This window comes from Actinocrispum sp. NPDC049592, from assembly GCF_040675465.1.
GTDB lineage: Bacteria > Actinomycetota > Actinomycetes > Mycobacteriales > Pseudonocardiaceae > Kibdelosporangium.
Window position 1 is genome coordinate 13,977 of the sequence record NZ_JBFAPA010000007.1, and the last position, 12,854, is coordinate 26,830.

The 12,854-nt window shown below is 68.2% G+C and carries 11 protein-coding genes; 6 read left to right on the forward strand and 5 right to left on the reverse strand.

The features are described 5' to 3' along the window. Window positions 1-18: 18 nt before the first annotated feature. The 4 genes from AB0J95_RS19020 to AB0J95_RS19035 all read right to left on the reverse strand — a co-directional run bounded on the left by AB0J95_RS19020 (window position 19) and on the right by AB0J95_RS19035 (window position 3,595). A complete protein-coding gene (locus AB0J95_RS19020) occupies window positions 19-261 on the reverse strand; it encodes an acyl carrier protein (RefSeq protein ID WP_364758891.1) in 243 nt (80 codons plus the stop codon). Between the two features lie 56 nt (window positions 262-317). Further along, window positions 318-1,295, reverse strand: a complete 978-nt coding sequence (locus AB0J95_RS19025) for a beta-ketoacyl-ACP synthase III (RefSeq protein ID WP_364758894.1) — start codon at window positions 1,293-1,295, stop codon at window positions 318-320. Further along, complete coding sequence (locus tag AB0J95_RS19030; RefSeq protein ID WP_364758897.1) at window positions 1,296-2,213, reverse strand: ACP S-malonyltransferase; 918 nt, start codon at window positions 2,211-2,213, stop codon at window positions 1,296-1,298. Window positions 2,214-2,383: 170 nt separating this feature from the next. Continuing rightward, window positions 2,384-3,595, reverse strand: a complete 1,212-nt coding sequence (locus AB0J95_RS19035) for a helix-turn-helix domain-containing protein (protein ID WP_364758900.1) — start codon at window positions 3,593-3,595, stop codon at window positions 2,384-2,386. Window positions 3,596-4,373: 778 nt separating this feature from the next. Between AB0J95_RS19035 and AB0J95_RS19040 the strand changes: the two genes are divergently transcribed. From AB0J95_RS19040 to AB0J95_RS19055, 4 genes are read left to right on the forward strand one after another with little or no spacing between them, the layout of a single operon-like run. Further along, window positions 4,374-5,693: an NAD(P)/FAD-dependent oxidoreductase gene (locus AB0J95_RS19040; RefSeq protein WP_364758903.1), complete on the forward strand. Its 1,320-nt coding sequence runs from the start codon at window positions 4,374-4,376 to the stop codon at window positions 5,691-5,693. Between the two features lie 36 nt (window positions 5,694-5,729). Next, the gene (locus AB0J95_RS19045) at window positions 5,730-6,359 is read left to right on the forward strand and encodes a nicotinamide mononucleotide transporter family protein (RefSeq protein WP_364758906.1); all 630 of its coding nucleotides are present in this window, start codon (window positions 5,730-5,732) and stop codon (window positions 6,357-6,359) included. A gap of 2 nt (window positions 6,360-6,361) precedes the next feature. Then, window positions 6,362-7,513 (forward strand): M14 family metallocarboxypeptidase, encoded by a 1,152-nt coding sequence (locus AB0J95_RS19050; RefSeq protein ID WP_364758909.1) that lies wholly within the window; start codon window positions 6,362-6,364, stop codon window positions 7,511-7,513. Next, entirely contained in the window at window positions 7,510-8,772 is a 1,263-nt protein-coding gene (locus AB0J95_RS19055; protein ID WP_364758912.1) for an MFS transporter, read from the forward strand. The genes AB0J95_RS19050 and AB0J95_RS19055 overlap by 4 nt, the downstream gene beginning before the upstream one ends. Here the strand turns inward: AB0J95_RS19055 and aceE are convergent. Beyond that, window positions 8,715-11,489, reverse strand: a complete 2,775-nt coding sequence (gene aceE / locus AB0J95_RS19060; protein WP_364758915.1) for a pyruvate dehydrogenase (acetyl-transferring), homodimeric type — start codon at window positions 11,487-11,489, stop codon at window positions 8,715-8,717. The genes AB0J95_RS19055 and aceE overlap by 58 nt on opposite strands. A gap of 346 nt (window positions 11,490-11,835) precedes the next feature. On the opposite strand from aceE, the gene AB0J95_RS19065 reads away from it, so the two are divergent. Together AB0J95_RS19065 and AB0J95_RS19070 are read left to right on the forward strand one after the other, a co-directional pair. Then, window positions 11,836-12,267, forward strand: a complete 432-nt coding sequence (locus tag AB0J95_RS19065; protein WP_364758918.1) for a DUF3052 domain-containing protein — start codon at window positions 11,836-11,838, stop codon at window positions 12,265-12,267. A 90-nt stretch (window positions 12,268-12,357) separates the two neighbouring features. Further along, a complete protein-coding gene (locus tag AB0J95_RS19070; protein WP_364758921.1) occupies window positions 12,358-12,819 on the forward strand; it encodes a peroxiredoxin in 462 nt (153 codons plus the stop codon). Window positions 12,820-12,854 lie beyond the last annotated feature (35 nt).

Genomic DNA, 12,854 nt, shown 5'->3' on the forward strand with positions numbered 1-12,854 from the left:
CGGTCGCGTCGGCTCCTGTCACACGCTGTTCTTGCTGATGTAGTCGACCGCGTCGCCGACCGTCTTGAGGTTCGCCAGCTCGTCGTCCGGGATCTTGACCCCGAACTTGTCCTCGGCCTGCACGGCGATCTCCACCATGGACAGCGAGTCGATGTCCAGGTCGTCCACGAAGGACTTGTCGACGGTGACGTCATCCTTGGCCACGCCGGCGACCTCTTCCACGATGTCGGCCAGGCCGTCCAGGATTTCCTCGTTCGCCATCGAATTCCCTTTCTGTTGCGTCAAATCAACCATCCGGCACACTGCCGGAGGGGAGTCTACGGGCTGATCACGACCTGTCCCGCGTAGGACAGGCCCGCGCCGAACCCGACCATCAGCAGCACGTCACCGGTGCTGACCCGGCCGGCCTTGCGCATGTGGTCCAGCGCGATCGGGATGGAGGCCGACGAGGTGTTGCCGGTGTAGATGATGTCGTCGGCCACCTCCATCTTCTCCTTGGCGCCGGCCGCGCGCAGCTTCTTGGCGATCGCCTCGACGATGCGCAGGTTGGCCTGGTGCGGGATGAGAGCGTCCACATCGGACGGCTGCAACCCGGCCAGCTCCAGCGCGCGCAACGCGATCGGCGCGATCTGGGTGGTGGCCCAGCGGAAGACCGTCTGGCCCTCCTGGTAGATGTACCGGTTGTCCCGGTTGTAGATCATGTCGACCATGTCGCCCGCGCTGCCCCACGCCACCGGGCCGATGCCCGGCTCGTCGGACGGTCCCACGACCGCGGCGCCCGCGCCGTCGGCGAAGATGATCGCGTTCGCCCGGTCGGTCGCGTCGACCCAGTCGGTCAGCTTCTCCGCGCCGATCACCAGCACCCGCCCGGCCGAGCCGGAGCGGATCAGGTCGGACGCGGTGGCCAGGGCGTAGCAGAACCCGGCGCAGGCGGCGTTCAGGTCGAACGCGCCGGCGGCCTTCACCCCGATCCGGTCGGCCACCTGCGCGGCCGCGTTCGGGATCGGCGATGGCATCGTGCAGTTGGCCACGATCACGGTGTCCAGATCGGACGGCTGCAGCCCGGCGTCCTCGATCGCGCGGCCGCCCGCGGCCACCGCCATGTCCACAAGGGACAGATCGGGGCCGGCGAACCGGCGCTCGACGATGCCGACCCGGGTGCGGATCCACTCGTCGCTGGTGTCCATCCGCTGCGACAGGTCGTCGTTGGTGACGACCGTGTCCGGCCGGAAGCTGCCGACACCGAGGATCCGGCTGCCGGCCGGGCCGGTCGAGATGTTGAGCGTACTGCTCACTTACTTCGCCTCCACGAACTCCGCCAGGGAGTCCAAGTCCGCCGGGGTCTTGAGCCGCACGCGCGCGACCTCCGGGAGTTCTCGTTTGATCAGGCCGACCAGCGCACCGGCCGGGGGCAGCTCGACGACCGCCGTCACGCCACGCGCGCCCAGCGTGGCCATGCACGAGTCCCACCGCACCGGCCGGGTCACCTGGTTCACCAGGCGCTCCAGCGTCTCGGCACCGCTGCCCACCTCGCCACCGTCGGCGTTGGACAGCAGCGTCCTCACCGGGTCGGCGGTGCTGAGGTGGCTCGCGTACTCGCGGAGCTTCGCCTGCGCGGGCTCCATGTAGTGGGTGTGGAACGCGCCGGCCACCTTGAGGGTACGGAACTTCACGCCCTGCGGCAGATCGGTGACCACCTTCTCCAGCGCGGCGAGGTCGCCCGCGGCGACGATCTGGCCCGCGCCGTTCATGTTGGCCGGCTCCACCCCGTACTCGGTCAGCTTCGCGACCACCTCACCGGGGTCACCGCCGAGGATGGCCGTCATGCCGGTGGGGTGCAGCGCGCACGCCGCCGCCATCTCCCGGCCGCGGACCGCGGCCAGACCGACCGCGTCGTCGGCGGTCAGCACGCCCGCGACCGCGGCCGCGGCGAGCTCGCCGACCGAGTGACCCGCCACGATCGTCTCGGCGGGCAGCTCGAACCGCTTCTCCAGCTCGGCCTGCGCCAGCAGCGCGGCCGCGACGACCAGCGGCTGGGTGACCGAGGTGTCGACGATCTCCTCCGCCGTGGCGGTGGTGCCGAGCGTGCGCAGGTCCAGCTTCGCCTGCTCGGACCAGGCCGCGATGCGCTCCTCGGCGCCGTCGAGCTCAAGCCACGGGGACAACATGCCTGGTGTCTGGGAGCCCTGGCCGGGCGCGAGTATCGCGATCACACCACCAACTGAACACTCTGACGACCGAGCATCAGAATGCCGTGAGTTACCAAGTCCCGCCCCGAGATTTGTAGGGTGTCTACAAAGGTTAACGGCGGATGACCCGCTGAAACGCGAAAACGTTGTCGACGTGAACAGGGGTCACTTTTACCGGACAAGCGTTATCTGTGTCACCACAGGCCCCGTGCACGGGCGAGCCGGCCCACCGCGAGGGCGATCCGCAGGACCAGGGCGTCGCGCGGGTCGTTGGCGTTGCGGCCGGTGAGCTCGGCCACCCGCCGCAGCCGGTACCGGACGGTGTTCGGGTGCACGAACAGCTGCCGCGCGCACGTCTCCAGGACCCCGCCGACCTCCAGGTAGGTGGTGACGGTCTCGAGCAGGCTACCGCCCGCGTCCTCAAGCGGACGCGCGATCCGGTCGACCAGCTGCCACTCGGCCTCCGGGTCACCGGCGAGAGCCCGTTCCGGCAGCAGATCCTGCGACCGCACCGGCCTGGGCGCCGCCGGCCAGCCGACCACCGCCCGGAACCCCGACAGGGCGTCCGCCGCGCTTCGGTGTGCCTCGGCGAGGCTCGCGACCGTGGGGCCTGCGACCACCGGGCCTTCGCCGAACGCTGTCGTGATCCGGTCGAGGACGGGTTTGCTCGAGGTCCGGCCGCGGCGCTCCTCGGTGAGTTCGTCGGTCGGGCCTGCGAGGACGACGACGAGCCTGGTTCCCTGCACGCTCAACAGGACCGCTCGGCCCGCCCGTGCCGCTCGGCTGCGGACCTCGTAGACCACTGTCGGCGGGTCGTCACTGGGGCGGTTGCCGACCAGGACCGTCGCTTCGGCAGCCGGGTCCCACCCCAGCGCCGTCGCCCGCGAAAGCAGGGCCTCCTCGGTGTCGCCACGGACAATCCCGTCGACCACCAGGGCCTCGAGCCTCGCATCCCACGCACCCCGCGCCTCCGCCGCACTCGCATACGACATCGCCGACGCGAACGCGACCTCCCGGCTGTAGCGCAGCACCTTCTCGGACAACACCGAGCGCTCGTGAACGTCCGCGGCCAGATCGGGAACACTCGCCTCGAACACCTGCAACGCCACCCGCACCAGCTCGACCGTCTGCCGCAGACTGATCCACCGGCTGAGATCACGAGGAGCGGCCCGGAACGCATCGGTGGTCAGCCGCAGCGCCTCGTTCTCATCCTTGAGCCACGCGGTGAACCCGGCCACACCAGACTGCGCGATGAGCAGGACCGACGCCCGCTGATCGGCGGGCATCCGGCTGAACCACGCGAACTGCGCATCCATCGCAGCCAACGTGGCGGACGCGAGCTTCCCCGACGCCCGCTCCAACTCAGCGAGAGTCTTGGCAGAAATCCCAGCGCCCACCTTCTTCATCCCCACAGCTTCGCACGCCACCCCCAGCCCCGCGTGCAACCCCGCTGGCCTCCGGCCCCCGATTCCCACCCTACCGATCACCCCCGACACTCCGGGCTGTTCAAGATCATTCTGGTGGGAGTGGTCCACAGGGTGTGTGGTTGTCCCCAGCTTGGGCTAGGGCGGGGTTTGGTGCGGGTGAGTGGTCCTAGGCTGGATTCCGGGGGCCGGAGGCGGTGCCGTGGCCCTGCGCCGGCGAAGGCCCAAAGCGCAGCCCCACCCGAGGCGCCGTGTTGGCGCGCGGCGCGGGCCTGCCGGTGGCGGCGGGTCGGCGATGGCGCGAAGTGCGAGGTCGGTGCGGAGCGCCGGATCGGGATGTGGGGTCGGCGGTGGTGTTGCCTTAGCGCCGGCGATGGCGCGAAGCGCGAGCCCCCGCGCGAAGCGCGGCAAACCCGGCTGGGAGGCGGGGCCGCCGAAGGCGGCACGTGGGGGTCTGGAGGGCTCGGCCCCCAACATCATCCGGAGCGACCCGGCGAGGTGTGAGCCTGCGAGCACCGAGCAGGGTGCTGCCGAGCGAACTAGGCGGCCTGAGAGTCTTGGTGCGCTTGACTCTCAGGCCGCCTTCTCCCCGGTCCCCACCGGTAGATCCACTATGGACTGTTCTTGATCACACCGCCACTCCTGTCCCCCGATCGTGTTCGCGGGACTTAGGTCCTGGCCGGGAATCACGCTTGGGAGGGATGGCGGCCGGTCTGGGTGGGGAGGTGGGGGTGCCACCAGGACGGGCAGGGTTGGTGGCATGACACACATCTTGATCGTCGGTGGGGGCTACGTCGGGATGTACACGGCGCTGAGGTTGCAGCGGCGGCTTCGGGGCGCTGAGGCTGTGGTGACGGTGGTGGATCCGGAGCCGAACATGACGTATCAGCCGTTTCTGCCTGAGGCTGCTGCCGGGTCGGTGGAGCCACGGCATGTTGTTGTGCCGTTGCGGCGGGTTCTGCGTGGGTGCCGGGTGATCACGGGCAAGGTCACCGCTGTCGATCATGAGGGGAGGACGGCGACGGTCGTTCCCCGCGAGGGTGAGCCGGTGAAGATGGGGTATGACCAGCTTGTGCTCGCGGTGGGGTCGGTCACGCGTGTGCAGAACGTGCCGGGTCTGGCTGAGCACGGGATCGGGTTCTCGACCCTCGCTGAGGCCATCTACCTGCGCAATCACGTCTTGTCGCGGCTGGATGTCGCTTCCAGCGGCTGTGCTGCCAAGAAGGTGCTCACCTTTGTTGTCGTCGGGGGTGGGTATGCGGGGGTCGAGGTTTTCGGGGAACTGGAGGACATGGCGCGGTATGCGCTGAAAGTCCACACTGGACTGTCCAGGGCGGACATGAGGTGGGTGCTCGTCGAGGCGTCCGGCCGGATCCTGCCGGAGATCGGCAAGGCCATGTCCGAGTACACCATCCGCCGGCTGCGGGAGCGGGGGATGGAGGTCAAGCTCGGCACGACGGTGACCTCGATGAGGGACGGGCACGTCGTGCTGTCGACCGGTGAGGAGTTCGACGCGGACACCGTGGTCTGGACCGCGGGCGTGAAGGCCAACCCGTTGGCGATGCGCTCGGGGATGCCGATCGACTTCCGCGGCCGCCTCATCTGCACGGAGACCCTGCGGGCAAGGGGGCTGCAGGGCATCTGGAGCGCGGGCGACAGCGCGGCGGTCCCGGACCTGTCCGGAGTGGACTCGTTGTGCACGCCGAGCGCGCAGCACGCGGTCCGCCAGGCGGAAGTCCTGGCGGACAACATCATCGCCACCATCCGCGGCCAGGAACTGAAGCCGTACAAACACAAACACGTCGGTTCGGTCGCGAGTCTGGGCCTGCACAAGGGGGTCGCGCAGGTCTATGGCATCAAGCTCAAGGGTCTGCCCGCCTGGCTGATGCATCGCTTCTACCACTGGAGCCGCGTGCCGACCGCCGGGTGCAAGCTGCGCGTGCTGCTCGACTGGATGACGACCTTCCTGTCCGGCCGGGAGATCGTCTCGCTGGGCGCGATCCAGTCGCCGCGGCGGGACTGGCAGGCGCTGGTCCGAGAGAGTGGTCACACCGTGGCCGGGAATACCGCGGACCGATGACAGTGTTCACCCCGTATTGCGGGGTGAGGAGGCACTGTGGGGTTCCTGCTGGACCATGGCTTGACCGTCTTCGGCCAGTGGGCGTCGTTCGCCGAGCTGATCGGCCAAGTGTTCGCGCTCACCGTCGTGTTCCTCGCCAAGGTGCGCACGCTCTGGACGTGGCCGGTCCAAGTGGCCGCGACCGTGCTGCTGTTCAGCGTCTACATCTCGGCTCACCTCGGTGGCCTGGCCGCGCGCCAGATCATCATCCTGCTCATCTCGGTCTACGGCTGGTGGGCCTGGACCCGCCGCAAGGACGCGGTCTACGGCGTCGTCGTCCGGTACGGCTCGTGGACGGAACGCCTGGTCATCGTGGGCGTGCTCGCCGCCGGAACCGTCGGCGGTGCCCTGCTGCTCCAGGCGCTCAACGCGTCGTGGGCGCCATGGCCGGACGCCGGGATCTTCGCCGGGACCGCGGTCGCGTTCTGGCTGCAGGGCCGCGGGCTGGTCGAGTTCTGGCTCGTGTGGCTGCTGGTCGACGCGGTCGGCGTGCCGCTGCAGATCGACTCGGGCCTCTGGTTCAGCGCCGCCATCTACACCGTTTTCGCCGGTCTGGTCGTGTGGGGCTTCATCGATTGGCGCCGGTCGGCTATTGACACGCGGACGCCCGCTTTGTCACGTTCCTAGTCATGGTCCGAAAAATCCTGGCGCTGATCACAGCATTGTTGGTTGTCGGATTACCGGCGGTTGCGGAGGAGGTCCCACGCACCGGGTTCGAGCGAACCGGGCAGTGGACCACCTTCGACGAGGAACAGGCCTTCCTGACCCAGATCTCCCGCAAGGCGGCGGTCAGCCGGATCGGATCAACCGTGCAGGGCCGTCCGCTGAACCTGGTTCGGCTCGGGCACGGGCCGACGGTGCTGCTGTTCCTGTGTAGTCAGCACGGTGACGAACCAGCGGGCCGTGAAGCGTGCCTGATCAAACTGCGGGACCTGGCGTACTCCCGTGTGCCTGCCGGGGTGACGGTGTTGTTCGTGCCCACGGCGAACCCTGATGGTCGCGAGGCCGACACGCGCGGGAACGCCAACGGCGTCGACATCAACCGCGACCACATGGCCCTCGACACCCCGGAAGGCCGCGCGATCGCCGCGGTGATCCGGGACTACAAGCCGGATGTGGTGCACGACTTGCACGAGTTCGGGCCAACGCCGTTGTACTACGACAAGGACGTGCTGTGGCTGTGGCCGCGCAACCTCAACGCGACCCAACGCGTGCACGACGAGGCGGAAATCCTGTCACGGCAGTACATCAAGCCCGCGGTGGAGGTTGGCGGGCACACCTCCGGTGTCTACGGCATCTGGACCGACCCGGTGACCGGTGAGCCGATCAAGCAGATCGCGGGCGACGGTCAGGAACGCATCCTCCGCAACACGGCAGGCCTCAAGCACTCTCTGGGCCTGCTAGTGGAAACCAACATCTCCCGCACACCCCAGCAGCGCGTGCAGTCCCACCTCTCCGCTGTCGCGGCGACGTTCAAGCTCATCACCGAACGACGCGTCCAGGTCGAGACGGCGACGACTCTCAGCCGCGTAACCGTGCCGAAGCAGGTCTACTTCGACGGCGCGGACAACCAACCACCTACTCAGGTGGCCCCGGCACCACGGGCATACACGTTGACCGCGGAGCAGTACGCGCAAGTGAAGGACAAGCTGATACTGCATGGTGTGTGGTCAGTTCCATGGCACGACGGCAGGCTCGTCCCAGTGACGCAGGCCTTGGTGCCGTTGCTTCTTGATGGGCGAGCCCAGTTCCACCTGGTCGCCGGCACACCGACTTGGTGAGGGAGCGGCTGCCCCGCGAGGTCTGGATCCTGCTGGGCGCCATCTTCCTGATCGCCGTGGGCTACGGCGTCATCTCGCCCGTGCTGCCGTCCCTCGCGGCGAGCTTCAACGTCGGCGTGACCGCGGCGGCGTTCGTCGTCAGCGCGTTCTCGGTGGTACGGCTGGCTTTCGCGCCCGCGGGCGGATGGCTGGTCGCGAAACTCTCGGAACAGCCCGTGTACGTGACGGGGCTGATCCTTGCGGCTGCGGCCACTGCGGCGTGCGCGTGGGCGTCGTCGTACTGGCAGTTGCTGCTGTTCCGGTCGTTGGGCGGCATCGGCTCGGTCATGTTCACGGTGTCCGCACAGACCCTGGTGTTGCGTTTAACGCCAGTGGGACTGCGCGGACGCGTGTCGGGCATGTGGGCCACGAGCTTCCTGCTAGGCAACATCGCGGGGCCTTTGGTGGGTGGCGTGGTGGCCAACGTGTCGACGCGGTTCCCGTTCGTGGTCTACGGACTGGCCACGTTCGGCGCCGCCGTATTCTCGTGGTGGTTCCTGCGGAAGTCGCCGTTGGCCGCGCCCTCGGCGACGCGCGATCTGCCAGAGCTGACGGTTCGCGTGGCCTTGCGGAACAGGGCCTACATCGCGGCGCTGTTCTCGTCGTTCGCGTACGGGTGGTCGGTCATCGGCGTCCGCTTCGCTTTGGTGCCGTTGTTCGTAGTGCTGGAGTTACACGAGGGCGAGACCCTGGTGGGGCTGGCGTTGTCGGCGTTCGCTGTCGGGACCGCGTCGTTCCTGATGATCGCGGGACGGCTGGCCGACCGGCGAGGACGCAAACCCGTAGCCATCGCAGGACTTGCCGTCCTCACCGTGGGCTCGTTGGCCATGGGATTTGCGCCGTCAGTGCCGCTGTTCATGGTGGCTTCGTTGGTGACCGGCATAGGGTCTGGGTTGCTGAACCCCGGTCATAGCGCCGCTGTGGCCGACGTTATCGGCGTCGGTGTACGCGGAAGCGCTGTGCTGGCAGCGTTCCAGGCAACGGCGGACCTGGGGGCGATTGTGGGGCCCTTGGCAGCCGGTGCCATCGCCGACGCGTGGTCGTACCAAGGCGCGTTCGCTGTGACGGGTGTCGTCAGCTTGCTGTCACTGCTGGTGTGGCTGAAGGCCCCGGAAACGGGAAAGGCCCCCGCACGAAGCGAGGGCCAGTCCACTGCTCGGAATCAGGCCGAACCGGGGTCCGAGGTCTGCGGGCCGGCCGCGGACACGTCGTCCAGCTGATACTTCCGGGTCGCCTCGACCACGACCGACTTGTCCACCTCACCGCGCCGCGAGAGCGCCGCGAGCACGCCCACCACGGCCGATTCGGCGTCCACCAGGAAGTGGCGCCGGGCGGCCGGGCGGGTGTCGGAGAAGCCGAACCCGTCGGTGCCCAGGGTCACCATGTCGGTGGGCACCCACGGTCGGATCAGGTCCGGAACGGCGCGCATCCAGTCGGACACCGCCACGATCGGGCCGTTGACCTGCGAGAGCGCCTGCGTGACGTACGGCACGCGCGGTTCCGCCTCGGGGTGCAGCAGGTTGTGCCGGTCCACCTCGACCGCGTCCCGCCGCAGCTCCGAGTACGACGTCGCCGACCAGACGTCCGCCTGCACGCCCCACTCGTCGTTCAGCAGCTGCTGGGCCTTCAGCGCCCACGGCATGGCCACGCCAGAGCCGAGGATCTGCGCCTTGGGGCCGTCGCCCTGCGGTGCGTCCGCGTAGTGGTACAGGCCGCGCAGCAGCCCCTCCACGTCCAGGTTCTCCGGTTCCGCGGGCTGCACGTACGGCTCGTTGTAGACGGTGAGGTAGTAGAAGATGTCCTCCGCCTGGTCGCCGTACATCCGGCGCAGGCCGTCCTTCACGATGTGCGCCACCTCGAACGACCACGCCGGGTCGTACGCGACGACGGCCGGGTTCGTGGCTGCCAGCAGCAGCGAGTGGCCGTCATTGTGCTGCAGGCCCTCACCGGTCAGCGTGGTCCGCCCGGCGGTGGCGCCGAGGACGAACCCGCGGGCCATCTGGTCGGCCGCCGCCCACAGGCCGTCACCGGTCCGCTGGAACCCGAACATCGAGTAGAAGATGTAGATCGGGATCATCGGCTCGCCGTGCGTGGCGTACGAGGTGCCCACCGCGGTGAACGACGAGGTCGAGCCGGCCTCGTTGATGCCCTCGTGCAGGATCTGGCCGGTGTCGCTCTCCTTGTAGGCGAGCATCAGCTTCGCGTCCACCGACGTGTACAGCTGGCCGAGCCGGTTGTAGATCTTCTGCGTCGGGAACATCGAGTCCATGCCGAACGTGCGGGCCTCGTCCGGGATGATCGGCACGATCCGCGGCCCGATCTCGGGGTCCTTGGCCAGGTCGCGGACCAGCCGGACGAACGCCATCGTGGTGGCGACCTCCTGCTTGCCCGAGCCCTTGCGGATGACGTCGTAGACCTTGTCGCCCGGCAGCACCAGCGCCTTGGCCTTGGACCGCCGCTCCGGCACGTGCCCGCCCAGCTGGCGGCGCCGCTCCAGCATGTACTGGATGTCCGGGGACTCCAGGCCGGGGTGGTAGTACGGCGGCAGGTACGGGTCCTTCTCCAGGTCCGCGTCCGACAGCGGAATCCGCAGCGTGTCCCGGAACCCCTTCAGGTCGTCCAGGGTCATCTTCTTCATCTGGTGCGTGGCGTTGCGCGCGGCGAAGTGCGTGCCGAGGTTGTAGCCCTTGATCGTCTTGGCCAGGATCACCGTCGGCTGGCCGTGCGTCTCGGTGGCCGCCTTGTAGGCCGCGTAGACCTTGCGGTAGTCGTGGCCGCCGCGCTTGAGGTTCCAGATCTCCTGGTCGCTCATGGGCGTGACCAGTTCCTTGGTGCGCGGGTCACGGCCGAAGAAGTGCTCGCGGACGAAGGCGCCGTCGTTGGCCTTGTAGGTCTGGTAGTCGCCGTCGGGCGTGGTGTTCATCAGGTTGATCAGGGCGCCGTCGCGGTCGGCGTGCAGCAGCGAGTCCCACTCGCGGCCCCAGATCACCTTGATCACGTTCCAGCCGGCACCCCGGAAGAACGCCTCCAGCTCCTGGATGATCTTGCCGTTGCCGCGGACCGGGCCGTCCAGCCGCTGCAGGTTGCAGTTGATCACGAACGTGAGGTTGTCCAGGCCCTCGTTCGCGGCCACGTGGATCAGGCCGCGCGACTCCGGCTCGTCCATCTCGCCGTCACCCAGGAACGCCCACACCCGCTGGTCGGACGTGTCCTTGATGCCCCGGTCGTGCAGGTAGTGGTTGAACCGGGCCTGGTAGATGGCGTTCATCGGGCCAAGGCCCATGGACACCGTCGGGTACTCCCAGAAGTCCGGCATCAGCCGCGGGTGCGGGTACGACGGCAGGCCCGCGCCGGGACCGCCGTGCGAGTACTCCTGGCGGAACCCGTTGAGCTGGTCCTCCGACAGCCGGCCCTCCAGGTACGCGCGGGCGTACATGCCCGGCGACGCGTGCCCCTGGAAGAAGACCTGATCACCCCCGCCCGGGTGATCTTTTCCACGGAAGAACCAGTTGAAACCGACCTCGTAGAGGGTCGCGCTGGACGCGTACGTCGAGATGTGACCGCCGACGCCCACCCCGGGGCGCTGCGCGCGGTGCACGGTGATGGCGGCGTTCCAGCGGATCCACGCCCGGTAGCGGCGCTCCACCTCCTCGTCACCGGGGAACCACGGCTCCTGCTCGGTGGGGATGGTGTTGACGTAGTCGGTGCTGGTCAGCGACGGGATGCCCACGCGGTTCTCACGCGCGCGCTCCAGCAGCCGGAGCATCAGGTAGCGCGCTCGCTGCTGGCCGCCGTCCTTCAGCACGGCGTCGAACGACTCGAGCCACTCCGACGTCTCCTCCGGGTCGATGTCCGGCAGGTGGGCGGCGAGGCCGTCGCGGATGACGTGCACCCTGCTCGGGGTGCCCGTGCTGCTGTTGTTCGATTGCGGGGCCAAGGGATCTCCTCGCCTGGTATGTCATGGTGTTTCAAGCCGGCCGGACGAACAATTCAACCCGGTAGGCGTGCCTCAGTGCCAATGTTCGTCCCGATCCAGGCGCACGTCATCACTACTGGTGAGTAACCCGATGGCGGTGTGGACCACACTCGCCAAGGTGGTAGGGCGTCTACCCGGCACGGACACATGGCAACCGTAGTGTGCGCGCACTTGGACCCGGGCATGGACACAGTTGGGGCTTATCCCGGTGTGGACGGTTGCGCACTTGGGTACTGAAAGTGTTCGCTATCGCCTAACACGCGGAGCCTTCCGGTTCCGCATCGGGTCAGTTGGAGGAGTGGGAGCCGTGGTGGCCGCGGGAGACGCCGGCAAAGTAGGCGTCGCCGAGAAGCTTGGCATCGAGCCAGGCATAGTCGTCCAGGAGATCGGTTGGGACGAGGACGTCGACGACGAGGTCCGCGCCGCGATCGAGGATCGCAGTGGCAGTGACCTGCTGGACGAGGAAGCCCAGGAAGTAGTCGACGTCGTGCTGCTGTGGTGGCGCGAAGACGACGGCGACCTCGCCGACACACTCCTGGACGTGCGCAAACCCCTCGCTGACGCGGGTGTCATCTGGGTCCTGACGCCCAAGAACGGCCGGGACGGGCACGTCGAGCCGAGTGAGATCGCCGAGGCCGTGTCGACTGCGGGAATGGCGCAGACCTCGAACATCAGCGTGGGGGAGGACTGGATGGGCAGCCGGCTCGTATCCCCCAAGTCGGCCAGCACCCGGCGCTGACGTTCCCACAAGGCGACCGCCTGGGTTGGACGCTCAGGCGGCGTACTAGGCTGGCCTCGACCAGAAGATGCGTACGCGCTGGGAGGAAGCATGGCGGTCGAGGTCGGTTCGCAGGCCCCGGACTTCACGCTCAAGGACTACAACAAGCAGGACGTCAGCCTGTCGTCGTTCCAGGGCGAGAAGAACGTGCTGCTGGTGTTCTACCCGTTCGCCTTCAGCGGCATCTGCACGGGCGAGCTGTGCCAGGCCCGCGACGAGCTGGCCGACTACACCAATGCGGACGTGCAGGTCCTCGGCGTGTCCGTGGACAGCCCCTTCGCCCTCAAGGCCTGGGCGGACCAGGAGGGCTACACCTTCCCGCTGCTGTCCGACTTCTGGCCGCACGGTGCGACGGCCCAGGCCTACGGCGTGTTCAACGAGGGCGCCGGCATGGCCCTGCGCGGCACGTTCCTCATCGACAAGCAGGGCGTCGTGCGCTTCGCCGAGGTCAACCAGCCCGGCGAGCCCCGCGACCAGTCGGCCTGGAAAAAAGCCGTGACAGAACTGGCATGATCTAGACATCAGGCCGGCCGGTCCGCAAGCACCGG